Raw genomic sequence first — 24,554 nt, forward strand, 5'->3', positions numbered from 1 at the left:
GCCGCCGGACGGGCTCGACAACGAAAAACGGCAGCCCGCGAAGGCTGCCGTTTTCTCATGTCACGTTCATGTAACGAAGCTGCGCCATTACCTGTCCCGCGCCACGGACCGAGCCGGATTCGCCCTGCCCCGCAGCGCCTGGTAGCCCCAGAACACATAGCCCGACAGACCGTACAGCACGAACAGGCCGAACAGCATCAGCGGCGGATCGGACGACACCAGCACGAACGCCACCACCACGAGCAGAATCACGCCGAACGGCACGCGGTGCCGCACATCGAGCGCCTTGCCGCTGTAGAACGGCGCGTTCGACACCATCGTCACACCGGCGTAGATGGTCAGCACAAAGGCGACCCACGGTAGCCACACCAGCTTGAGCGGCACACGGTTGTCGGTGGCGAGCCACACGAAGCCGGCGATCAGCGCCGCGGCCGCCGGGCTCGGCATGCCCTGGAAGAAGCGCTTGTCGACCACACCGATGTTCGCGTTGAAGCGCGCGAGACGCAACGCCGCCCCCGAACAGTAGACGAACGCCGCGAGCCAGCCCCAGCGGCCGAGATCCTTCAGAATCCACTCGTACATCACAAGCGCCGGCGCCACACCGAACGAGACCATGTCCGAGAGGCTGTCGAACTGTTCGCCGAACGCGCTTTGCGTATGCGTCATGCGGGCGACCCGTCCGTCCATGCCGTCCAGCACCATCGCCACGAAGATCGCGATTGCCGCGATTTCGAAGCGCACGTTCATCGCCTGCACCACGGCGAAGAAGCCGCAAAAGAGCGCGGCGGTGGTAAACGCGTTCGGCAGCAGGTAAATGCCGCGTTTCCTCAGGAACTGCTGACGCTGAGCGCGCCGGCTCTCGACTGCGCCTGTCTCCGCAACGATCGGCTTGTTACGGCGGAACGGGCGCGGGAGCTGCCCGCTGTTGCGGGGTCGACGCGGTTTGAATGCGGCCATTCGGAAAACCTCCTTGGTGCCGCTTTATAGTTCAGCGAGGATCGTGGACGACGCGGAAACCTTCTCACCGATCGACACACGCGGACGGCTGCCAACCGGCAGGTACACGTCGACACGCGAGCCAAAACGGATAAATCCATAACGCTGGCCACGCGTGAGCGGCTCACCTGAGCGTACGTAGCAAAGAATGCGCCGCGCAATCAGACCGGCGATCTGCACCGACGTCACCGTCTGGCCGCCGGCCATTTGGATCACCACGGCATTGCGCTCGTTTTCGAGCGAAGCCTTATCCACAGCGGCATTCAGATACGCGCCCGGGAAATATTCGACCTTGGAGATCGCACCGTCCACCGGTGAGCGCTGCGAATGGACATTGAAAACGTTCATGAACACGCTGATCTTCAGCGCTTCACGGTTGGCATACGGATCATGCGCTGTCTCGACTGCGACGATACGGCCGTCGGCCGGGCACAGTACGGCGTTCGCCTGAGTCGGAATCGGGCGTGCCGGATCACGGAAAAACTGCACGACGAAGATCAGGATCAGCCAGAACAGCCATGCAAAGCCGAATCCCGCGAAGGCATGAACCAGTAATGCAACGACGGCCGCGATGGCGATGAACGGCCAGCCTTCTCGCGCGATGATCGGATGAGGGTAATTCATGGATGGCTTCTGTATTTTTGTAAAACCGTAGGATAGCAAAAGCCGCCCAGGGTTCAGCACCCTTGGACGGCTTTTTGCATTACCGGCTGCTGCGACGAGGCGCCGCGCCGGTCACATGCGATAAAACTGGCTTCTTAGTTCTTCGACTGGTCGACCAGCTTGTTCGCGGCGATCCACGGCATCATCGAACGCAGCTTGGCACCCACCGTTTCGATCTGGTGCTCGGCCGTCAGACGGCGGCGCGATTGCAGCGTCGGTGCGCCGGCCTTGTTTTCGATGATGAAGCTCTTTGCGTACTCGCCGGTCTGAATGTCCGTCAGCACGGCCTTCATCGCCTTCTTCGTTTCAGCCGTCACGATACGCGGACCCGTCACGTACTCGCCGTATTCGGCGTTGTTCGAGATCGAGTAGTTCATGTTCGCGATGCCGCCTTCGTAGATCAGGTCGACGATCAGCTTCAGTTCGTGCAGGCACTCGAAGTACGCCATTTCCGGCGCGTAACCCGCTTCCACCAGCGTTTCGAAGCCGGCCTTGATCAGGTCGACCGTACCGCCGCACAGCACGGCTTGTTCGCCGAACAGGTCGGTTTCCGTTTCTTCGCGGAAGTTCGTTTCGATGATACCGGCACGGCCGCCGCCGTTCGCTGCTGCGTACGACAGCGCGATGTCACGTGCTGCGCCCGACTTGTCTTGTGCAACGGCGATCAGGTGGGGCACGCCGCCACCTTGCGAGTACGTACCGCGAACCGTGTGGCCCGGTGCCTTCGGCGCGATCATGATCACGTCGAGGTCAGCACGCGGGATCACCTGACCGTAGTGCACGTTGAAGCCGTGTGCGAAGGCGAGCGCTGCGCCTTGCTTGATGTTGGCGTGCACTTCCTTTGCGTAGACTTCAGCGATCTGCTCGTCCGGCAGCAGCATCATGACGACGTCCGCGCCCTTGACGGCTTCCGCCACTTCCTTGACTTGCAGGCCGGCGTTCTCAGCCTTGCTCCACGATGCGCCGCCCTTGCGCAGACCGACCGTGATATTCACGCCGCTTTCCTTCAGGTTCAGCGCGTGAGCATGGCCTTGCGAGCCATAGCCGATGATGGTGACTTGCTTACCCTTGATGAGGGAGAGGTCGGCGTCCTTGTCGTAGAAAACTTTCATGTCGGTTCCTTGGCTAAATTCGGTGAAATCAGTGAAATACAAATACTGCGAATGGTGTGTTGCTTGGCCGGGCTCTTGAAGGCACTGCCCGGCCCCGATCGAAACGTTAGCGAATCGTCGATAAGCGCGCGTCAAACCTTCAGAATGCGCTCGCCGCGGCCGATGCCCGAACTGCCCGTACGGACGGTTTCGAGAATCGCAGTCGCGTCGATCCCTTCAATGAAGGCATCGAGCTTGTCGCTCGCGCCCGTCAGTTCGATCGTGTAGGTCTTTTCTGTGACGTCGATGATCCGGCCGCGGAAAATATCCGACATCCGTTTCATTTCCTCACGTTCCTTGCCGACCGCCCTTACCTTGATCAACATCAGCTCGCGTTCGATGTGGGCGCCCTCGGTAAGGTCGACCACTTTCACCACCTCGATCAGGCGGTTCAGATGCTTCGTGATCTGTTCGATCACGTCGTCCGAGCCAATGGAGACGATGGTCATGCGCGACAGCGAACGGTCTTCGGTCGGAGCCACCGTCAAGGTTTCAATGTTGTAGCCGCGTGCCGAGAACAGCCCCACCACGCGTGATAACGCGCCCGGTTCGTTTTCCAGCAGGACAGAAATAATGTGTCTCATGTTTCGCTTCTTCCAGATGTTTTGTCGATGTATGCGAGCGGTTTCGCGCCGCTTCGTCCGCCTTCGCCCTTTTTGAAGGCGCGCATGACGAAGCCAACGCTAAAAACCGTCGTTATAGATCTTCCGAACCCATGAGCATCTCAGTGATGCCCTTGCCGGCCTGGACCATCGGCCAGACGTTTTCGGTCGGATCGGTCTGGAAATCGAGAAACACCGTGCGATCTTTCAGGCGCAGCGCTTCCTTCAGCGCCGGCTCGACATCGGCAGTGCGTTCGATACGCATGCCGACATGGCCGTACGCTTCGGCGAGCTTCACGAAATCCGGCAGCGCATCCATGTACGAATGCGAATAGCGCTTGCTGTATTCGATCTGCTGCCACTGGCGCACCATGCCCAGATAGCGGTTGTTCAGCGAAATGATCTTGATGGGCGTCTCGTACTGCTTGCAGGTCGAGAGTTCCTGGATACACATCTGGATCGAGCCTTCGCCCGTGATACAGAGCACGTCGTCGTCCGGGTGCGCCATCTTCACGCCCATCGCCGCCGGCAGGCCGAAGCCCATCGTGCCGAGGCCACCGGAATTGATCCAGCGGCGCGGCTTGTTGAAGCGATAGAACTGCGCCGCCCACATCTGGTGCTGGCCGACGTCGGAACACACGAAGGCATTGCCGTCGGTCAGTTCCCACGCCTTTTCCACCACGTACTGCGGCTTGATGATGTCGCTCTTGCGATCGAACTTCAGGCAGTCTTTGGCGCGCCAGGCTTCGATGTCCTTCCACCAGTCGGCGAGCGCCGCGGTGTCCGGGCCATGTTCGGCGGTTTGCAACTGCTCGATCAGCTCCTTCAACACTTCCTTCACGTCGCCGACGATCGGAATGTCGACCTTGACGCGCTTGGAGATGGAAGAAGGATCGATGTCGATATGGATGATCTTGCGCGGGCGCGATGCGAAGTGCGCCGGGTCGCCGATCACACGGTCGTCGAAGCGCGCGCCGATCGCGATCAGCACGTCGCAGTGCTGCATCGCCATGTTGGCTTCGTACGTGCCGTGCATGCCGAGCATGCCGAGGAATTTCTTGTCGCTCGCGCGGTAGCCGCCCAGACCCATCAACGTGTTGGTGATCGGATAGCCGAGCAGATCGGCAAACTGGTTCAGCTCACGCGACGCATCCGCGAGGATGATGCCGCCGCCGGTGTAGATATACGGACGCTTGGCCGACAGCAACAAGGCCACGGCCTTGCGGATCTGGCCGGAGTGACCTTTCGTGACCGGGTTGTACGAGCGCAGCGAAACGGTCTTGAGCGGTTCGTACTGGCACGGCATCTTCGACACGTCTTTCGGAATGTCGATCAGCACCGGGCCGGGACGGCCGGTACGGGCGATGTAGAAAGCTTTCTTGACGGTAGCGGCGAGGTCGCGCACGTCCTTCACGAGGAAGTTGTGCTTCACGCAGGGACGCGTGATGCCCACCGTATCGCACTCCTGGAACGCATCCTGACCGATCGCAGCAGTCGGCACCTGGCCGCTGATGATCACCATCGGGATCGAATCCATGTAGGCCGTGGCGATGCCGGTCACCGCATTGGTAACGCCGGGGCCGGAGGTCACGAGGCACACACCCACTTTGCCGGTGGAACGCGCATAGGCGTCGGCGGCGTGGACTGCGGCTTGTTCGTGGCGCACGAGGATGTGCTGGAATTTGTCCTGCTTGTACAGCTCGTCGTAAATGTAGAGTACCGAGCCGCCTGGATAGCCCCATACAAACTCGACGTCTTCGTCGGCCAAAGCGCGCATGAGCACGGTGGCGCCGATAGAGTCAGCTTCAGGATGGGGGGTCGTATCCGACGTGGAGAATTCCGCGCTGGGCATATTCATTTATTCACCTTTCGAATTTTCGGCAAAAAATTGATCGGGTGCTCTCTGCCGGGCTTGTGGCTCGGGTTCAAGCGGCGCGTCCAGTTGACAGGTGAGCTTCTTGGGCCACACCTCAATTGAGACAAGTCACTTATGTTGCGAACCAGCGAAGATATCTGCAGATGTTCGCGCGGTCAAGCAAATATTGCCCTAGCGGCCTGCCGCTGAATCCCACAATGGGTCAAAAACGACCGAGACCGTGTTATAGAGATGCAAGGTAGGACAGGTTTTGCCCCAGCGGAGCGAAAGTTTGTTAGCATCCGCGAGTTTTACGACATTTTTCGACCGATTACGCGCACGCACGCTGCGCCGACCCCCAAACGGATGGCATCAGACAAGGAACTCGCCGATTTTCTGGCGGGCGTCGAAAGGCGCGCATTCAAGCAGACGGTCTACGCCGTGCGGGACGACGACGCCTCGCTCGATATCGTGCAGGACGCGATGATCAAGCTCGCCGAAAAATACGGCGACCGTCCGGCCGCCGAACTTCCGCTCCTGTTTCAGCGTATTCTCCAGAATGCGATGCACGACTATTTCCGTCGTGCCAAAGTGCGCAATACTTGGGTTAGTCTGTTCTCCTCGCTCGGCAACGCCGACGACGACGAATTCGACCCACTCGAAACATTCGAGGCGCAGCAAGGTTCAGCGGGCTCAGAAAGCAACGAACAGAAACTCGAACGCGAACAAGTCTTACAGTTAATCGACGACGAGATCCAAAAGTTACCGGCACGTCAACGGGAGGCGTTTCTCATGCGTTATTGGGAAGATATGGATGTCGCCGAGACTGCCGCCGCGATGGGCTGCTCCGAAGGCAGTGTGAAAACACACTGCTCGCGGGCCACCCACACGCTGGCGCAAGCGCTCAAGGCTAAAGGAATCACGCTATGAGCTCCCTAGAAACCAAAGAACTCGAGTTCGCCCGCCAGGTGCGCCGCGCGCTCGACGAAACCGCCGCCAGTATTCCGCCCGCCACCGTCGACCGGCTCGCTGTGGCGCGCCGTGCCGCGCTCGCTCGCAAGAAGCCCGAGACCGTGAGCGCGCCGGTGTTCGTACCCGCCTTCGCCGGTGCCGGCATGCCCTCCGGGATGCCGCAGGTCGAGATGCCGCAGCGCCGCCGCTCGCCGCTGCGCCGCTTTGCGCTCGCGTGGCCGCTCGTCGCGCTGGTCGTCAGCCTCGTGGGCATCGCCTACTGGGAAGACCAGCAACGCACCGCCGAACTCGCCGATATCGATGCAGCCATGCTAAGCGACGACTTGCCGCTCAATGCCTATCTCGATCACGGTTTCAACGCGTACCTATCACGCGCCCACTGAGCGGGAGATTCTTCGGGTGAGTTACAAGCGCGGCTTGGCCGTTGTTTTCGGATGCGCGATCGCGGCCCTCGTGTCGTTTGCCGCGACGTATCCGCGCTTTTATCCGAGCCCGTCGACCGCCAGTGCGCCTGCCGCGGGCGGCAACGCAACCGCCAAGGCGCCCGCGCCAACGCTCGCCGTCGAACTGCCGGGCCTGTCCGGCAACAATAGCCCGTTGGCATGGTCGCGCCTGAGCTCGGCCGAGCACCTTGCGCTCGCGCCGTTCGCGGGCGTATGGGATTCCTTCAGCGACGAACGCAAGCGAAAATGGATCAAGATCGCCGCGCGTTATCCGAAGTTATCGCCTGATGCGCAAAAACGCCTGCATGACCGAATGACTGAATGGGTGCGCATGACACCCGATCAGCGGCGCGTTGCCCGCGAAAACTACCAGGTGTCGAAGGAGTTGCCGCGCGAAACCCGCCAGAACGCGTGGAAGACTTATCAGCAATTGCCGGAAGAGCAGAAGGAGCGGCTCGCCGCGAGCGAGCGTAAGCGGCGCCCGAGCGTCGTGAGCGCACCGCCGTCCGGCAAGACCGAGATCAAGGGCCTCGACCGTCTGGTCAATGCCCGCGAGCACGGCGCGAGCGGTGCCGCAGCGGCGAGTGCCGCGGCGGCAGCTGCATTGCCGAGCCCGACCGTCACGCCGGCGATTCCCGCTGCGGGCAGCTTCGTGCCCGCCACGCCGGTGCCGGTTTCGCCGGCCGAGGCGCCGTCGATCTTCAACGGCTCCTGATCCGCGCCCCACCGTGTCCCAGCCGCTCGCCACCTCGACACTGCCCGCCGAATCATCCGGCACCGCGCCCACCGTTCGCCGGCGCCTTGCCGCACTGCTCTACGAAGCGGTGATCCTATTCGGCGTCGTGTTCATCGCCGGCTATCTGTTCAGCACGTTGACGCAGCAGCGCAACGGTCTCACCCATCACAACCTGCTCGCCGCGTGGATCGGCTTCGTGGTCGGTCTGTATTTCGTCTGGTTCTGGACCCACAGCGGCCAGACGCTGCCGATGAAAACCTGGCGCCTGCGCGTCGTCGCCGCTAACGGCGCGCCGCTGTCCACAGGCCGGGCGATCGTTCGTTACGTGCTGGCGTGGCTGTGGTTTTTGCCGCCGCTCGCGCTGCATCCGTTGCTGGGCCTCTCTGTACCACAGACGCTGGTGATCGCCGCGATCTGGTTCGTGCTGTGGGCCGCCACCGGCCGTTTCGATTCGCAACGTCAATTCCTGCACGACCGCCTCGCCGGTACACGCGTGATCAGCGTCGAGCGCTGACCCTCCCTCTCCCGCCACAGTAATAAGAACTTCTCGTGACTGTCACGGCACGGTCACGCGCGACTGGCGCAATACGGGCACCGCAACTCGACGCGTGAGCCATGGACCCCAAAACGTCCGCGACTTCCCTGTTCCGCCAGACCGGCCCGAGCGTCGACCCTGTCGCGTTCCGCCCGGAACCCAACCCTAGCCACGGCTTGCCGTTGCCTGTACCGTCGCTGCCGCTCGACGCGCAAGCCGGCCATCACGACGACGACCACGCCGAACCACACCGCTATCGCACCATCTGGCTGTCCGATATCCACCTCGGCTCGAGCGGTTGCCAGGCGCCGTATCTGCTCGACTTCTTGCGTCACAACGAGTCGGAATACCTGTACCTCGTGGGCGACATCATCGACGGCTGGCAGTTGAAAAAAGGCTGGTACTGGCCACAGGCGCACAACGACGTCGTGCAGAAGGTGCTGCGCAAAGCACGCAAAGGCACCCAGGTCATCTACGTGCCGGGCAATCACGACGAAGCCGCGCGCCAGTTCTGCGACCTCGCGTTCGGCGACATCCACGTGCGCGGCGAAGCGTTCCACACGACGCTCGCCGGCAAGCGCCTGTGGATCGTGCACGGCGATCTGTTCGACGGCGTGATCCAGCACGCGAAGTGGCTCGCCTATCTCGGCGACACGCTCTACACGATGATCCTGATCCTGAACCGCTGGTTCAACCGGATCCGCAGCCGGCTCGGCTTTCCGTACTGGTCGCTGTCGCAATACCTGAAGCATCAGGTGAAGAACGCGGTGAATTTCATTTCGTCGTTCGAGCGCGTGATGACCGACGAAGCGCGCCGCCGCGGTTGCGACGGCGTGGTCTGCGGGCACATTCACAAAGCCGAAATCCGCGACATCGACGGTGTGCTGTATTGCAACGACGGCGATTGGGTCGAAAGCCTGTCCGCACTCGTCGAGACGTATGAAGGCGAACTCAAGGTGATCTACTGGACCGTGATGCGCGCACCGGAAGTCGGCGTGCAAAAGGCCCGGGCGACCGCGTAGTCCCTCTCCACTTCTATTGGGCCTAAACCGATGAAGATCATGATCGTCACCGATGCATGGGAACCGCAGGTCAATGGCGTCGTGCGCACGCTGAAGAACACCACGCGCGAACTCACCGCGCTCGGCCACCAGGTCGATCTGCTGACGCCGCTCGAATTCAAGACGATTCCGTGCCCGACCTATCCGGAGATTCGCCTGTCGCTGCTGCCGCGTCGCAAGCTCCATCAGCGCATTGACGAATTCGCGCCCGACGCGCTGCACATCGCCACCGAAGGCCCGCTCGGCATGGCCGCACGCTCCTACGCGATCAAGCACAAGCTGCCGTTCACAACCGCTTATCACACGCGCTTTCCCGAATACGTGCAGGCGCGCTTCGGCATTCCGATCGCGGCCACCTACAGGTTTCTGCACTGGTTCCACAAGCCGTCACTGGCCGTGATGGCGCCCACGCCCGTGGTCAAGGCCGACCTCGAAAAATTCGGTTTCACCAATGTGGTCTTGTGGACTCGCGGCGTCGACCTCGACATCTTTCACCAGATGGACTCGAAGGTGCTCAACACCGCGCGGCCGATCTTTCTGTACGTGGGACGTGTAGCAGTCGAGAAGAACGTCGAGGCGTTTCTCAAGCTCGATCTGCCCGGCTCGAAGTGGGTGGCCGGCGAAGGCCCGGCGCTCGCCGAACTGAAATCGCGCTATCCGCAAGCGAATTACCTGGGCGTGCTGACGCAAGCCGAACTGGCCAAGGTCTACGCGGCCGCCGACGTATTCGTGTTCCCGAGCCGCACCGATACCTTCGGGCTCGTGCTGCTCGAAGCGCTGGCCTGCGGCACGCCGGTCGCGGCGTATCCGGTGACCGGTCCGATCGACGTGCTCGGCGACGGCGGCGCGGGCGCCATGCATGAGGACTTGCGCGAGGCTTGCCTCGAAGCGCTGAAGATCGAGCGCAGCCATGCGCGCGCCTGGGCCGAACGCTTCTCGTGGGCAGCCGCGTCGGAGCAGTTCGCGGCACATTTGAAGCCGCTGCCGCGCACGTCGTATAGCGAGGAAAGCGCCGCCGCGTGAAGCGACGCGCCGAGCCGTTTATGCGAACCCGAAACTCCACCGCCGCACGCGCGTCGAAAGGCGCGCTGCGCGCTGTCGACACCGAGGCCGCCGGCATCGAGCCGTTCGACGACGTGAGCGAGCACGGCACGCCGAATCATGTCGATCACGCGAATGGTTTTCACGGCATGAACGGTGCAAGCCGTGAGGGTCTCGCGAACCCCGAGAGCGAGCCGCACAACGAGCCGCTCAGCCCCGACGATCCATTCGCACCGCTCCCCTTCAATCCATACAAGGGCAATCGTGGCGTGACCCGCGCGTGGCACGCGATGAAAAATTCGCTGGCCGGATTTCGCGTGGCAATCCGCGAGGAAAGCGCGTTTCGCCAGGAGCTCACGCTCGCCGCGATTCTGATTCCGTGCGGCGTGCTGGTGCCGGTCGATCCCGTGTCGCGCGTGTTGTTGCTCGGCTCGGTACTGCTGGTACTGATCGTCGAATTACTCAATTCGAGCGTCGAGGCGGCCATCGACCGGATTTCGCTCGAGCGCCACGAGTTGTCGCGTCGTGCCAAGGATCTCGGCAGCGCGGCGGTCATGGTCGCGCTCGGCATGTGTGTAATGACATGGGGACTGATCGTCGGGCCGCTTGTCGTTCATTGGGTCAAAGCGTGGCTCTGAGCGTGGCTGTGGAATTCACCCCGAAGCACCGCCTGATGCCCTTTCCCGGTGTCCCAAAGAATGAAAACCCTGAGTATCCGTTTGGTATAAGAACGGTCGGTTTATAATCGTCCGATAGTCTTCTCGGGAAACCGTTGAGACGCTCAATCAAAAATACCAACCACGTCCGGGTGGATCACGCTAGAGCGGCAAGCCGCCACGCGCCCAGCCCGGCGTAACCAGGGCCGGACGACATGGAAGCCAAACCTCCCCGCCGCACCCGCGAACGGATACTCGAACTATCGTTGAAGCTGTTCAACGAAATCGGCGAGCCGAACGTCACAACAACGACGATCGCCGAGGAAATGGAAATCAGTCCAGGCAATCTGTACTACCACTTCCGCAACAAAGACGACATCATCAACAGCATCTTCAGTCAGTTCGAGCAGGAGATCGAAAAGCGTCTGCGCTTTCCCGACGACCACCGCGCGACGATCGACGAGATGTGGTCGTACCTGCAGTACATGGTCGATTTCACGTGGCGCTATCGCTTCCTGTATCGCGACCTGAACGATCTGCTGGCGCGCAACCGCACGCTCGAGACGCACTTCAAGCAGATCATCAGCCACAAGGTGCGCTTTGCAAGCCAGTTCTGCGAGCAACTCGTGGCCGACGGCGAAATGGTCGCCACGCCCGAAGAACTGCACGTGATCGCCACCAACGTCGGCGTAATCGGCACGTACTGGCTGTCGTATCAGTTCGTGATGAACCCGCGCAAGTACAACGAGCAGGAAACGATTCGCGCGGAACTGCATCAGGTGAGCGTGCAGATCGTCTCGCTGATGGCGCCTTATCTGCGCGGCCGCTCGCGGCAGATTTTCGACGATCTCGTCTCGGGCAAGCTGCCCAAGCGCGAGTTCTACGACTACCTGCCGCCCAAGGAAGGCGCCGCGCCCCGCAACGAACCGAAGGACGTTTGAGTATGAAGTCGGTGTGTGTGTATTGCGGCTCCTCCGACGGAGCCAGACCCTTGTACGCCGAAGCCGCGCGCGCCTTCGGCCGTGCGCTGGTGCAGGCCGATCTCGCGCTGGTCTATGGCGGCGGCAAGGTCGGCCTGATGGGCGTGATCGCCGATACGGTGATGGCCGAAGGCGGCCGCGCAATCGGCGTGATTCCGGAGTTGCTGGTCAACAAGGAAGTCGGCCATAACGGGCTGACCGAGTTGCATGTGGTGCCCGACATGCATCATCGCAAGAAGATGATGGCCGACCTGTCCGACGCGTTCGTCGCGATGCCGGGCGGCGTGGGTACGCTCGAAGAGCTCTTCGAGGTCTATACGTGGGCGCAGCTCGGCTATCACCAGAAGCCGGTGGCAGTGCTGAACATCGACGGCTTCTACGATCCGCTGATCGCCCTCCTCAAGCACACGGTAGACGAAGGCTTCATGCGGCAGACCTATTTCGACATCCTGCAAAGGGAGTCCGATCCGGTCGCGCTGATCGACAAGCTGCAACGCTACAAGCCGCCCATCAGCGACAAATGGGCTGTCAAACGCGACGCTGTTTGATCATCGCCTGCCACGCTTCTCCGACTGTCTGAACGAACACCCGCCGCACGCTCCCACGGCCCCTGCCCGAACGATGAGGTTGAAATGACGAAAACCGTTCTGATCACCGGTGGGAGCCGCGGCATTGGCCGCGCAACCGCGCGTTTGCTGGGCGCACGTGGCTGGTCGGTCGGCGTGAATTACGCGCGGAATCTCGCGGCCGCGCAGGACACCGCTGCTGAAGTGGAACGCGCCGGCGGCCAAGCACTCCCGATTGCCGGCGACGTCGCCAGTGAAGCCGATGTGATCGCGATGTTCGACGCGCTCCAGCAAAAGTTCGGCCGGCTCGATGCGCTCGTCAACAATGCCGGGATCGTCGCGCCTTCGAGCCAGCTCGCGGATATGGACCTCGCGCGCCTGAAGCGCATGTTCGACGTCAATGTGCTGGGCGCGTATCTGTGCGCACGCGAAGCCGCGCGCCGCATGTCGACCACGCGCGGCGGCGCGGGTGGCGTGATCGTGAACATCTCGTCGGCGGCCTCGCGTTTGGGTTCGCCGAACGAATACGTCGACTATGCCGGCTCGAAAGGCGCCGTCGACACCATGACGATCGGCCTCGCCAAGGAACTCGGCCCGCAGGGCGTGCGCGTGAACGCAGTGCGCCCGGGCCTGATCGATACCGAAATCCACGCCAGCGGCGGCAAGCCCGAGCGCGCAGCCCAGCTCGGCGCAACCACGCCGCTAGGCCGCCCCGGCCGCGCCGACGAAGTCGCCGAATCGATCGTCTGGCTGCTGAGCGACGCTGCCTCGTACGTGACGGGCGCATTGCTCGACGTCGCCGGCGGACGCTGAATACCGCCCTTCTGTTCCCGCGGCCGGCGGCTTCGCACGGCCGCAATCCCCTTTCCCCACATTCCATTCCCGTCAATCTGACGAGGAATCGGCTCAATTCGTTCGGCTGAACACCCTATTCCACACCTTTTCTGTAATCGGCCGTAATAAACTGGGACTACAATCGCAGCGTTCGTATGCAACCGCATGCGACGCATAGCCAAAGCATAAGTTCGCGGCCCACGTCGCCGCGTACCGCGATCAGAGATTCCAATGTTCGAAAAGCCATCCGCGCCCTGGCGCGCGGGGAAGGTCGCGATTGCGACGCCAGCGCCGGCAGGCCCTGCCGACGGCGCTCCGGACTCGCATCCCGGCCCGGCACACGCGACCGAAGCCGCAGCGCCCGCGAGGCCCGCCCCTGCCGGCCCCACGGATCCGGCCGCCCCGTCTCCCGCTTCGCGCGGCGCCCGGCGCTTGCGCGCGCTCACGGCGGCTCGTCCGTTGAAGTGGCTGGTCGCGCTGGCGATCCTGTGCGCATGGCTTCTGCCTGGCACCCTGGGCCACGAGCCCTGGAAGCAGGACGAGACCTACACGTTCGGGATCATTCAGCACATGCTCGACACCGGCGATCTGGTCGTGCCGACCAACGCCGGCCAGCCGTTCGTCGAAAAGCCGCCGATCTACGACTGGGTCGCCGCCGGCCTCGCGTGGATGTTCGGACGCTACCTGCCCTTGCATGACGCCGCACGCCTCGCGAGCGCGCTCTTCGCCGGACTGACCGTCTACTACACGGCACGCGTCGCCCGGCGTGCGGTGGCTGCCTCGAGCTGGTTCGATATCCGCGTGATCGGCACGCTGGCCTTGTTCGCCAGCACGCTCGTCGTCATCAAACACGTGCACGACATGATGACCGACGTCGCGCTGATGGCCGGCGCCGCGATCGGCTTTTGCGGACTATTCGAACTCGTCCTCGTGCATCTGCGCGATGAAGCGCGCCTGCTACGGGGCGATGCACGCCGCCGGCGCCACGCGATTCTGAGCGGCGCGGCGATGTTCGGTGCGGGCGTGGGCGTGTCGTTGCTGGCCAAGGGCCTGTTCGTGCCGCTCGTGTTCGGCGCAACCACCGTCGCAGTACTGGTGCTGTATCCCGCCTGCCGCAAGCGCAGCTTTGCGGGCGCGCTCGGTATCGCCGCGCTGGTCTGCGCACCCCTCGCGCTGATCTGGCCGATCTGTTTCTATCTGCGCTCCGAAGCGCTCTTCAAGGTCTGGCTGTGGGACAACAACGTCGGCCGCTTCTTCGGTTTTTCGGTGGCGGAACTCGGCTCTGAAAACGAAAGCCGTTGGTTCGTGCTGCGCACCGTGCTGAGCGTCGGCTTTCCGGTCGTACCGCTTGCCTTGGCCGCGCTCGCCGGCGGCGGATGGCGCCGCTGGCGCGATCCGCGGGTCGCTCTGCCGGTGATTTTCGCGGGCACCGGTTTCGCCGTACTGCAAAGCTCGGCAACGGTGCGCGAACTGTACATCCTGCCGTTCATCGCCCCGCTCGCCCTGGTGGCGATGCAAGGCATCGAAAAGCTGCCGCGGCGTCTGCACGCAAGCTGGGACATGGCAAGCCGCGTGCTGTTCGGCAGCACGGCCGCGCTGGCGTGGATCATCTGGTCGATCATGAGCGATCCTGCCAACACGCATGCGTCGCTGCACCGGCTCGGCCGTTGGTTACCGCTCGACTGGGTGCTGCCCGTCAAGCCCGGGCTGATCGCAGCCGCGCTGCTGATGACGCTCGGCTGGCTGTGGCTCCTGCCGGTCTTCAAATACACCGGCAAATGGCGCGGTGTGTTGAGCTGGTGTGCAGGTGCGACTCTCGCGTGGGGCTTGGTGAGCACACTGCTGCTGCCGTGGCTCGACTACGGGAAGAGCTACCGCTCCGTGTTCGAAAACCTCGGCGCCAGAATGAATATCGAGTGGAACGATGGGGATTGCATGGCCAGTATGGACCTCGGCGAATCGGAAGCGCCGATGCTGTACTACTACACCGGCATCGAGCATCAACCGACCTCGAATCCCGCGGCGACCGAGTGTACGTGGCTGATCCAGCAGGGCCGCCGTGACAATCCGCGCGCGCCAGGTGGAGATTGGCGACTGTTCTGGTCGGGCGCGCGCCCAGGCGACACCGACGAGCTGTTGCGAGTATTCGTGCGAACGCCGGCAATACCCACGCGCGGCGAGTAGCACGTGGCAGCGCATGGCGCGCCCGAACTGCGCCTGCGCGTTGTCGTCACGCCTAGAACGACGAGCCGGGCTCTTTCAGGAAGGCCTTTTCTTCATCCGTCGACTGGCGCTCAAGAACCGCATTGCGATGGGGAAAGCGTCCGAAACGTTCGATGATTCTGGCGTGCCTGACCGCGGAGGAATAGTAGGACGCACCACCCGGCTCCGCCTTCAGCTGCTTGAACAGGCGCAGCGATTCGTGCTGGCTGGCAAGCGTTTCGTCGTGTTCGAACGGCAGGTACGCGAATGCGCGGTGATGCACGGTCGGCAACAGGAGATCGGCGCCGCTTGCAATCATCTGTTGCGCGATGCGCAGCGCGTGATGATCGGCGGCGAAAGCGCGCGGTGTGTTGCGGTGGCAATTGCGCGAAAACTGATCCAGCACGATAACCAGCGCTAACGCGCCGAGCGGAGTCTCCGTCCAGCTGTCGAGGGACCCTGCGCGCGCCGCATCGATTAGTGACCCGAAGCGTTCCAGCAGCATCGCGTCAAAGGCTGCGTCGCGGGAGAACCAGAGCTTGCGCGCCTCACCGAAGGTGGGCGTATTCGGAGCGCCGAACCAGCACTCCAGGACCGCCCGCGCCTCTGCTGCTTCCGGCTCCGCTACCCGCTCAACCATTGCGATTGCGCATCCAGTCCGCGGTCTCGAAGAACGACGCCAGCAAGCGCTCCCTCAACGACTCCGAAAGCCCAACGTCTTCCATCGCCCATGCCATGCAGCGAAGCCACTGATCCCGCTCGCTGGACGCGATCGGAAACGGCATATGTCTGGCGCGCAGCCGTGGATGGCCGAAGCGGCTGATGTAATGATCGGGGCCGCCCATCCATCCGCACAAAAACCAGAAGAACTTGTCGCGCGAGCCATCGAGCGACTCGGGATGCAAGGCGCGAATCCCGGCGAATTCCGCTTCGAGATCCATTAAGTCATAAAACCGGTCGACCAGTTCGCGCACGCGCGCTTCACCGCCCACCAGTTCGAAGGCCGTCGGCTGTGCCGCGGACACTTCGTCGTTAAGATCGCTCATACCCAATCACAAAAACAGAAAAGAAAAATCACGCGTCTCGCAGCGATTGCAACGCGGGCCGTGCCAGCACGTGCCGCAAGCTGAGCCAGCCACCCACGCCCGCGCAAGCGATGCCGGCTGCGATACCCGCCGGCAACAACCACGGATCGAACGCCAGATAAAACTCGAACACGCGCGTCGCCAGTTGCCAGCCGATCACCTGTGCACCGAGCGCCGCCATCAAGCCGGCGAGCGCACCAACCGCCACGAACTCGGCGACCTGCACCGCGCGCACCTGGCGATGCGAGGCCCCCAGCGCGCGCAGCAGCGCGGATTCTCGCATACGCTCGTCGCGGGTGCCGGCAAGCGCCGCGTAGAGCACCAGCACGCCGGCCGCCAGCGTGAACGCGAACAGGAACTGCACCGCGCCGATCACCTGCTGCAGGACACGCTGCACCTGCGCCAGAATCGGACCGGTGTCGATTGCCGTGAGGTTCGGATAGGCGGCGATCAAACCGTCGATGGTCGATTGCTTGTCGGGCGGTAAATGGAAGCTCGTGATGAACGTCGCCGGGAAATCCTGCAAGGCGGCCGGCGGCATCAGCACGAAAAAGTTGACCTTGAACGAACCCCAGTCGAGCTTGCGCACACTCGTCACCGGCGCATCGATCTGCAGACCCGTCACGTCGAAGCGCAGCGTATCGCCGGGCTTCACGTTGATCAGCTTCGCGAGCCCCTGCTCGATCGAAATCTGCGGCGTCTTCGTGTCGCCATACCATGTGCCGGCAGAGAGACGGTTATCGTCGGGCAGCTCGGTGGTGTACGACAGATTGAATTCGCGGTCGACGAGACGCCTCGCATCGTCGCCCTTGAACGAATCCGGATTGACCGGCTTGCCGTTGATCGCAATCAAGCGGCCGCGCACCATCGGCGCGAGCACCGTGCCGGGCACGCCGTGCGCGCCCAGATACTGCGTGACGGCGTCGCGCTGGTCGGGCTGGATATCGATGATGAATTCATTCGGCGCATCGGGCGGCGTCGATTTGCGCCAGCCGGCCACCAGGTCGTTACGCGTCATCGCAATCAGCAACAGGCACATCAGGCCGATGCCGAGCGCGGTGATCTGCAGCGCACTCGCGCCGCTGCGCCGTTCCAGCGACGCCAGCGCGTAGCGCCAGCCGATACCCGCATTCACGCGCTCGCTGCGCACAACACGCGACGCGCCCCACAGCGCCAGCCGCGCGATGCACGCGAATACCAGCAGTCCGCCGGCGAAGCCGCCCGCCACAATGCCACCAAGCTTCAACTCGCCCGCGGCGACGATCAGGAGTGCGGCGAACAGCACGATGCCGAGCGCGTAGGCGGCCCAGGCAGTGCGCCCCGCTTCGCCCCATTCGCGGCGCAGCACGCGCACCGGCGGCACGCGCGTCAGCGGCAACAGCGGCGGCAAAGCAAACCCAAGCAACAACACGAGACCGGCCGCGATACCTTCGAGCGCGGGCCATGCGGTTGGATACGGCAGCACGACGTCGATCAGACTGCCGAGCCACGTCAGCAACGCCATGTGGCCCAAGTAACCGAGCGCCACGCCAAGCGCGCCACCGATTAAACCCAGCCCTACGAATTCAAGCGTGAACAGCGTGCGCAGCGTGGCCTGACTGACACCCAGACAACGCATCGCCGCGCAGCCATCCAGATGCCGGCGCATATACCGATGCGCGGCCATGGCGATCGCCACCGCTGCGAGCAACGCGGTGAGCAGCGAGACCAGCGTGAGAAAGTGGCTCGCGCGGTCGAGCGTCTGACGCACTTGCGGCTGGCCGTCCTGCAACGACTCGAGCGCAACGCCGCGCATCTTGCCGCCGTCCACCTTGTCATGCGCGAATTGCGCGAAGCGCGCCACCGACGCATCCGAACCCGCCACCAGCAAGCGATAAGTCACGCGGCTGCCGAAGGTGATGAGGCCGGTCGACGGGACATCGTCGGCACGCAGCATCAAGCGCGGAGAAAAATTGACGAACGAGAAGCCGCGGTCGAGTTCGCGCGTAATCACTGCAGCGATCGCGAAGCTGCGGGACCCGACCTTCACGGTATCGCCGACGTGCAGCTTCAGCGCGTCGAGCAATGCCTGATCGACCCATACCGTGCCAGGAGCAGGAATCGATTGGGTGGGATGGTCCGCTGCGCCCGGCGCCGAAGCAATCCGCAACGCGCCGCGCAACGGATAACCCGGCGACACCGCCTTGATAGCGGCCAGCCGCGAGACCGGCTGCGCGCCGGTCGAATTGATCATGCTGGGAAAGATCGCCGTGCTGGCGGTATTCAGACCGAGCGCGCCGGCTTGCTGCGCGAACTGCGGATCGACCGGATGATCGGCGCGAACGATGAAATCAGCAGCGATCATGCGCCGCGCATCGCGCTCGAGCCCCTGATGCAAACGGTCAGCCAGAAAGCCGACACTCGACAGCGCCGCGACGGCCAGCACCAGCGCCAGCAGCAGCATCGTCAATTCGCCGGCGCGCCAGTCGCGTGCCGTCATGCGGATAGCCTGGCGCAACAGATCCATACTGCCCAACCGGCGCGCTGCCTTGGCGTGCGCCGTTACCCCGCGTCCCGTATCGCTCAATCGTGCCTGCTCCTGGCAAAGCGCGACACCATGTGCGTCGCCATCCCGCGAAAACCGCCCTGCACCCCGCGCCACAGACGCGGCAACGCCCAGGCGGCCAGCATCAGGAAGCCCACCATCAACACAAGGAACACAAGCGGCACGAACAGCGCGAGCAGCATGCCGCCGAACACGAGACCGTCTTCAGCGGTCGAGGTCACGACATTCGACACCGGTTCCGGCGACAGATTGATCAGCGCGCGTGTGCCCGCTTTGGCCAGATGCGCAGTGCCCGCCAGCGTGCCGCCTGCCAATGCAGCGACCGTCAGCAGCGCGGGATCGGCATGGCCGAGCGCGCCGGCCGCCAGCACGGCGCCAGCGGGAATGCGGATAAAGGTATGGACCGCGTCCCATAGGGAATCGAACGCGGGAATTTTGTCGGCGAGAAATTCGGTGACCGTCAGCACGCCGGCGACACCGATGACCCACGGTGAAGACAGCGCGGACAGCGTGTCGGGGAGATGGATGAAGCCGAGACGTGCGAACACGCCGGCCAGCAGGACTGTCAGATAGAGGCGCAGACCGCTGCCCCATGAGAGGCCCGCAGCGAGCGAAAGTGATTCAAGCATGGCCGCCTCCAGGCGCGCTGTGCGTGCCGGGCGCTTCGACGGGCATTGGAAAGGGAGCAGCCGCACCGAAGTCGTCAGACCCGCGCCAAGCCGGCCGCGCCAAATAGGCCGCGGGCAAATTCAGGTTGGATTCGATCTCATTATAGCCACGTTAATTCGCAGAACGCAGAGTGACTAACAAATGGCGGACTCTAACGGCAGGGTATGGGGGCACGGTTCGAGCGCACGCGGACACGATATTCGGGCCCGCCAACAGGGCTCAATGCCCCGATGACAGCTTCAAACCGATCAATCCGATCACGATCAGCGCAGCGCTCGCGACCCGCGCGACCGTCAGGGCCTCGCCCATCATGACGATGCCGAAGATGAATGCGCCGACCGCGCCGATCCCCGTCCACACGGCGTAGGCCGTGCCGAGCGGCAGTTGGCGCATCGCCATGGCGAGCAGAACGAAGCTGCCGAGCGCGGTCACGATCGTGAACACGGACGGCCAGAGCCGGGTGAAACCTTCGGAGGTTTTGAGACCGGCCGCCCATGCGACTTCAAGCAAACCGGCAATCAACAGAAGAATCCAGGACATGAGACAGCTCCATGGTCAGATGGGGCCGTCCCCGTTTGTAGCAGTGCGCAAGGTCGTCCTTACGAACTGTAATTATATCAAAATAGGCCGCCGCCTTACTGCGGCGACAAGCCGCAAGGACGCGCAAGGGCCGCGGCGGACGCCTCGGGCAGGCTCAAACCGCGCCCACCAGCCGATATCCCACGCCCGTTTCCGTCACGATATGCTCCGGCTGCGCTGGGTCGCGCTCCAGTTTCCCGCGCAGATGCGCCATGTAGATACGCAAATAGTGATGGCTCTCCACATGTGACGGCCCCCACACGTCGCGCAGCAATTGCCGGTGCGTCAAGACGCGGCCGGCGTGGCGCACTAGTGTCGCGAGCAGGCGGTATTCGATCGGCGTGAGATGGACGGCCACGCCGTCGCGGCTCACCTGGCGCAAGGCCAGATCGACCGTCACCGCGCCGAAGCGCACCACCGGCGATTCATTCGCGCCGCCCTGATTGCGCCTCCGCATATGCGCTCGGATCCGCGCCAGCAGTTCCGAAACGCCGAACGGCTTGGTGAGGTAGTCATCCGCACCGGCATCGAGCGCGGCGACTTTCTCGGTTTCCTGGGTGCGCGCCGACAGCACGATGACCGGCAACTCGCTCCAGCCACGCAGCTCGCGAATCACGTCGAGACCGTCGGTGTCGGGCAGGCCGAGATCGACGATGACGAGATCGGGCTTACGCGTCGCGGCTTCGACGAGACCTTGCTTGCCGGTCTCGGCGTCGTGCACAACGATGCCCTCGCCTTCCAGCGCGGTTCGCACGAAGCGGCGAATCTGCTTTTCGTCTTCAATCAGGACGACTGTGATGCTCGGGTCACTCATGGCTAGGCTTGGAACGCGGGTTAAGAGTTAAATCGTGGTCCGGCAAGGCATCGGCGCCTTCGTCTTCCAGCGCATCCGGTGCCTCGGGCGGCGTTTCCACCGGCAGCGTGAACCAGAAGCGCGCGCCTTCGACACGGCCGTCCGCGGACATCCGATTGAGCGCGCCGATTGTACCGCCGTGCGCTTCCACGATTGCGCGGCAAATCGCGAGGCCAAGGCCGATGCCCGGCTTGGCCGACTCTTTCTCGCCGCGCGTGAATTTCTCGAATACACGCGCTTCCATGCCGGCCGGCAGACCCGGTCCGTTATCGTCGACCGCGACGCGTACGAACGATTTGCCGTCCGCGTCGAGACGTTGCGCGCTGATTGTCAGGGGTGTGTCCGGCGACGTGTATTTGGCCGCGTTCTCGAACAAGTTCGAGAAGAGCCGCTCCATCAGCACCGCATCGAGATGCAGCAACGGCAAATCCGCAGGCAACTTCACCTGCACGGGATGATTGGCCAGCACGCGCTTGCAGGCCCGCAACGCGGCGCCCACCGTTTCTTCGAGGAGCGTCCACTGCTGATTCAACTGCAGGCTGCCGGCCTGCAAGCGCGCCATGTCGAGCAGGTTGGTGACGATGCCGGTCATGCGTAGCGCTTCTTCGTGAATGGCTTCGACGAGATCGTCGCCCGGTTGCGCATCAGGATGCGCCTCGCGCGATTGCGCCAGCATCGACGAGAAGCCGACGATCGTCGTCAACGGCGTACGCAGGTCGTGCGAAATCGCCGACAGCAGCGAATTGCGCAAACGCTCCGATTCCATATTGACGAGCGCATCGCGTGCGATGTCGACGTAGTGCACACGCTCAAGGGCCAGCGCGATTTGCGCGGCGAACGCGTCGAGCATGCGCTGCTGCTCGGGCACGTCCAGCTCGCGCTCATCGCGCATCACGACGGCGAGCACGCCACGCGTGCGCATCGGCGCCTTCAGCGGCAGATACAGCGCGGCGGCAGCCGGCAGCGTATCGGTTCCTTGTCCGGCAGGCTTCTGCTGGTCGTAGACCCATTGGCCGACGTCGATATCGAGCATCTCGCCTTCGAGCGTGATCGTAGCGTCCGGGTCCTCGATCTTCTGCTTCACCTGATCGGCGCTGTCCGGCAACAGAATCGCGACGCGCGCGCCGAACACTTCGCTCACGTGCCGGCTGCCGATGCCGACGATCTGCTCCATGGTGAGCGCCGCCGCCAGCTCACGCGCCATCGCATACATCGCGCCGGTGCGTTGCTCCCGACGCCGCGCAACACTCGCCTCGCGGCGCAAGCTCGACGTGAGATGGCTGATGACGAGCGACGTCAGCAGCATGCCGAAGAAGGTCAGCAGATACTGCGTATCGGACACCGACAACGACATGCGCGGCGGCACGAAGAAGAAATCGAACGCAGCCACGCTCATGAACGACAGCACGACGCCCGGCCCGCGCCCCAGCTTCACGGCCGTGAAGATCACGCCGAGCAGATACAGCATGACGAGGTTGGTCAGATCGATATGGTCGATCAACTGGCTCGACAGCAGCGTAATGGCCGCACAAATCGCCAGCGCGATGCCGTAGGCGCGCGGCGGCGAACGGCGTTCGCGCGCCGTGCTCAACGCCTCGCGCCACGCGTTGGCGGTAGTGTTCAGTAAGCGCCGATGTTCAGCGCCATCACGTTCCGACGACGCGCGAATCAGCGTGAGATCGAGATCGCCCGCGCGTTCGGCGATACGTTCACCGAGCGGCCGGCGCAGCCAGCGCTTGAGACCGGTGCGCGCCGATGCGCCGGCCACCAGCTTCGAGACGTTGCGAGCCTGCGCGTAACCGATCAGCGCCGCAACCGCATCGGTGCCAGCGAGCGTCGCAGTTTCAGCGCCGAGTTCGGCGGCGAGCTTCAAGGCATTCAGCGTGCGTTCGCGGCGCGCGTCGGGCAAGCGCTGCAGCGCGGGCGTTTCCACATAAACGGCGATCCAGTCGGCCTTCAGGCTGGCAGCGAGACGCGCCGCCGCGCGCACCAGCATCGGTGCTTCCGGGCCAGGGCCGACGCACACCAGCAAGCGCTCACGCGCCTGCCAGATCCGCTGGATCGAACGATCGGCGCGATATTCCCGCATCTGCGCATCGACGCGGTCGGCGGTGCGGCGCAATGCCAGCTCGCGCAGCGCGATCAGGTTGCCCTTGCGAAAGAAGTTGCGCACCGCGCGCTCGGCCTGCTGCGGCAAATACACCTTACCGTCGCGCATCCGGTCGAGCAGTTCTTCGGCGGGCAGGTCGACCAGCGTGACTTCGTCAGCGCGATCGAACACGCGGTCGGGCACCGTCTCCCAGACGCGGATGCCGGTGATCTGGCCGACCACGTCGTTCAGGCTTTCGAGGTGCTGGACATTGACCGTGGTGTAGACGTCGATGCCCGCATCGAGCAGTTCGTAGACGTCCTGCCAGCGCTTCAGATGCCGGGCGCCCTGCACATTCGAATGCGCGAGTTCGTCAACGAGAATCAGTTGCGGCTTGCGGGCGAGCGCGGCGTCGAGATCGAACTCGCCGAGCTTGCGGCCGCGATACTCGATATGCGCGAGTGGCAGCACGTCGAGGCCTTCGAGCAGCGCAGCGGTTTCGCTGCGGCCATGCGTTTCGGCGATGCCGACCACCACGTCCGCGCCTTCATCGGCGCGGCGCCGCGCGGCCTGCAACATCGCATAAGTTTTGCCGACGCCCGCCGACGCGCCGAAGAAAATCTTCAGCCTGCCCCGCTGACGCTTTTCTTCGTCACGTTGCAGCTTGTCGAGCAGTTCATCAGGATCGGGGCGGTTCATGCTCAATGGTTTTCATAGTAAGGCGAGCGATAGTGCCTGCATGGTGGCACGGCAGCGGCCGCGCCGCAAATGGCGAAGGCGGCCCCGCATGGACGCCGCCTCCTCGAATCATAGCCATCATCGACGCGTATCGACGTCAGCGACGCTCAACCTTGTTTCATCTCATCGAGCGCCAGATTCAGTTGCAGCACGTTCACGCGCGGTTCACCGAAAATGCCGAACTGGCGGCCGCTCGTATAACGATCGACCAGTGCCTGCACATCGTTGGCTGCGAGCTTGCGCGCTTTGGCGACGCGTTCGATCTGATATGCGGCAGCGGCCGGGCTGATCTCAGGATCGAGACCGCTGCCCGAGGACGTCACCAGATCGACCGGCACCGGCTTCGACATATCCGTGCCGGCAGCCTTCAACGCGTCGATGCGGCCTTTGACCTCATCGAGCAGCGCCGGGTTGGTCGGTCCGAGATTCGAACCGCTCGAGCCCTGCGGGTTGTACGGCATCGGGCTGGTGGCCGACAGACGGCCCCAGAAGTACTGCGGCGCATCGAACTGCTGGCCGATCAGCTTCGAGCCGACCGCCTTGCCGTCCTTCTCGAGCATGCTGCCGTTGGCCTGGTTGTTGAAGGCCGCCTGACCGACCGCGGTCATCACGGCGGGATAAGCGAGGCCGGTGACCGCGGTCAGCACCGCGAAGATCACGATTAACGGACGGAACAGATTTTTCATGATGAGTAATTCCTCTT

Annotated in this window: 24 protein-coding genes; 11 read left to right on the plus strand and 13 right to left on the minus strand. The window is 63.4% G+C overall.

The features are described 5' to 3' along the window. Positions 1–87 precede the first annotated feature (87 nt). The 5 genes from pssA to M0D68_RS13595 form a co-directional block, all read right to left on the minus strand. On the minus strand, positions 88–957 hold the full coding sequence (gene pssA / locus M0D68_RS13575) for a CDP-diacylglycerol--serine O-phosphatidyltransferase (protein ID WP_093639603.1): 870 nt from the start codon (positions 955–957) through the stop codon (positions 88–90). Between the two features lie 24 nt (positions 958–981). Beyond that, a complete protein-coding gene (locus M0D68_RS13580; protein WP_093639600.1) occupies positions 982–1,620 on the minus strand; it encodes a phosphatidylserine decarboxylase in 639 nt (212 codons plus the stop codon). A 134-nt stretch (positions 1,621–1,754) separates the two neighbouring features. Then, complete coding sequence (gene ilvC, locus M0D68_RS13585) at positions 1,755–2,771, minus strand: ketol-acid reductoisomerase (protein WP_012432364.1); 1,017 nt, start codon at positions 2,769–2,771, stop codon at positions 1,755–1,757. A gap of 131 nt (positions 2,772–2,902) precedes the next feature. Beyond that, complete coding sequence (ilvN, locus tag M0D68_RS13590; protein WP_011487482.1) at positions 2,903–3,394, minus strand: acetolactate synthase small subunit; 492 nt, start codon at positions 3,392–3,394, stop codon at positions 2,903–2,905. Positions 3,395–3,506: 112 nt separating this feature from the next. Further along, positions 3,507–5,270, minus strand: a complete 1,764-nt coding sequence (locus M0D68_RS13595) for an acetolactate synthase 3 catalytic subunit (RefSeq protein ID WP_054034970.1) — start codon at positions 5,268–5,270, stop codon at positions 3,507–3,509. 363 nt (positions 5,271–5,633) lie between these two features. On the opposite strand from M0D68_RS13595, the gene M0D68_RS13600 reads away from it, so the two are divergent. The 11 genes from M0D68_RS13600 (at position 5,634) to M0D68_RS13650 (ending at position 15,275) form a co-directional block, all read left to right on the plus strand. Then, positions 5,634–6,197, plus strand: a complete 564-nt coding sequence (locus M0D68_RS13600) for an RNA polymerase sigma factor (RefSeq protein WP_054034971.1) — start codon at positions 5,634–5,636, stop codon at positions 6,195–6,197. Beyond that, positions 6,194–6,622, plus strand: coding sequence for a DUF3619 family protein (locus M0D68_RS13605; RefSeq protein WP_054034972.1), 429 nt, complete (start codon positions 6,194–6,196; stop codon positions 6,620–6,622). The genes M0D68_RS13600 and M0D68_RS13605 overlap by 4 nt, the downstream gene beginning before the upstream one ends. Positions 6,623–6,638: 16 nt before the next feature. Then, positions 6,639–7,397, plus strand: coding sequence for a DUF3106 domain-containing protein (locus tag M0D68_RS13610; protein ID WP_266224702.1), 759 nt, complete (start codon positions 6,639–6,641; stop codon positions 7,395–7,397). Between the two features lie 13 nt (positions 7,398–7,410). Beyond that, entirely contained in the window at positions 7,411–7,932 is a 522-nt protein-coding gene (locus tag M0D68_RS13615; protein WP_266224530.1) for an RDD family protein, read from the plus strand. A gap of 101 nt (positions 7,933–8,033) precedes the next feature. Then, the gene (locus M0D68_RS13620) at positions 8,034–8,975 is read left to right on the plus strand and encodes a UDP-2,3-diacylglucosamine diphosphatase (protein ID WP_154562269.1); all 942 of its coding nucleotides are present in this window, start codon (positions 8,034–8,036) and stop codon (positions 8,973–8,975) included. Between the two features lie 30 nt (positions 8,976–9,005). Then, the gene (locus M0D68_RS13625; RefSeq protein ID WP_266224531.1) at positions 9,006–10,037 is read left to right on the plus strand and encodes a glycosyltransferase family 1 protein; all 1,032 of its coding nucleotides are present in this window, start codon (positions 9,006–9,008) and stop codon (positions 10,035–10,037) included. 20 nt (positions 10,038–10,057) lie between these two features. Further along, complete coding sequence (locus M0D68_RS13630) at positions 10,058–10,693, plus strand: diacylglycerol kinase (RefSeq protein WP_093639750.1); 636 nt, start codon at positions 10,058–10,060, stop codon at positions 10,691–10,693. A 233-nt stretch (positions 10,694–10,926) separates the two neighbouring features. After that, entirely contained in the window at positions 10,927–11,652 is a 726-nt protein-coding gene (locus tag M0D68_RS13635) for a TetR/AcrR family transcriptional regulator (protein ID WP_054034977.1), read from the plus strand. A 2-nt stretch (positions 11,653–11,654) separates the two neighbouring features. Next, a complete protein-coding gene (locus tag M0D68_RS13640; RefSeq protein ID WP_266224533.1) occupies positions 11,655–12,239 on the plus strand; it encodes a TIGR00730 family Rossman fold protein in 585 nt (194 codons plus the stop codon). An 84-nt stretch (positions 12,240–12,323) separates the two neighbouring features. Then, entirely contained in the window at positions 12,324–13,070 is a 747-nt protein-coding gene (locus M0D68_RS13645) for an SDR family oxidoreductase (protein WP_266224535.1), read from the plus strand. A gap of 252 nt (positions 13,071–13,322) precedes the next feature. Then, complete coding sequence (locus M0D68_RS13650; protein ID WP_266224537.1) at positions 13,323–15,275, plus strand: glycosyltransferase family 39 protein; 1,953 nt, start codon at positions 13,323–13,325, stop codon at positions 15,273–15,275. Positions 15,276–15,327: 52 nt separating this feature from the next. Here the strand turns inward: M0D68_RS13650 and M0D68_RS13655 are convergent, their stop codons facing one another. From M0D68_RS13655 to kdpC, 8 genes are all read right to left on the minus strand, one after another. Next, entirely contained in the window at positions 15,328–15,933 is a 606-nt protein-coding gene (locus M0D68_RS13655) for a DUF924 family protein (protein WP_266224539.1), read from the minus strand. Next, positions 15,926–16,339: a group II truncated hemoglobin gene (locus M0D68_RS13660; protein WP_171925024.1), complete on the minus strand. Its 414-nt coding sequence runs from the start codon at positions 16,337–16,339 to the stop codon at positions 15,926–15,928. Before M0D68_RS13660 ends, M0D68_RS13655 begins: the two co-directional genes overlap by 8 nt. 28 nt (positions 16,340–16,367) lie before the next feature. Further along, positions 16,368–18,884 carry an ABC transporter permease gene (locus M0D68_RS13665; RefSeq protein ID WP_244864188.1) on the minus strand — a complete coding sequence of 839 codons (2,517 nt, stop codon included), beginning with the start codon at positions 18,882–18,884 and terminating at the stop codon, positions 16,368–16,370. Between the two features lie 56 nt (positions 18,885–18,940). Next, positions 18,941–19,552, minus strand: coding sequence for a DUF4126 domain-containing protein (locus tag M0D68_RS13670; protein WP_093639570.1), 612 nt, complete (start codon positions 19,550–19,552; stop codon positions 18,941–18,943). Positions 19,553–19,811: 259 nt separating this feature from the next. Continuing rightward, a complete protein-coding gene (gene sugE / locus M0D68_RS13675) occupies positions 19,812–20,132 on the minus strand; it encodes a quaternary ammonium compound efflux SMR transporter SugE (RefSeq protein ID WP_054034983.1) in 321 nt (106 codons plus the stop codon). Positions 20,133–20,286: 154 nt separating this feature from the next. Beyond that, a complete protein-coding gene (gene kdpE, locus M0D68_RS13680) occupies positions 20,287–20,985 on the minus strand; it encodes a two-component system response regulator KdpE (protein ID WP_093639564.1) in 699 nt (232 codons plus the stop codon). Beyond that, positions 20,978–23,812 carry a DUF4118 domain-containing protein gene (locus M0D68_RS13685; RefSeq protein ID WP_200620053.1) on the minus strand — a complete coding sequence of 945 codons (2,835 nt, stop codon included), beginning with the start codon at positions 23,810–23,812 and terminating at the stop codon, positions 20,978–20,980. Before M0D68_RS13685 ends, kdpE begins: the two co-directional genes overlap by 8 nt. A gap of 146 nt (positions 23,813–23,958) precedes the next feature. Next, complete coding sequence (kdpC, locus tag M0D68_RS13690; protein ID WP_211703248.1) at positions 23,959–24,537, minus strand: potassium-transporting ATPase subunit KdpC; 579 nt, start codon at positions 24,535–24,537, stop codon at positions 23,959–23,961. Positions 24,538–24,554 lie beyond the last annotated feature (17 nt).

The organism is Paraburkholderia sp. SEWSISQ10-3 4 (assembly GCF_030464785.1).
Classification (GTDB): domain Bacteria; phylum Pseudomonadota; class Gammaproteobacteria; order Burkholderiales; family Burkholderiaceae; genus Paraburkholderia; species Paraburkholderia aspalathi.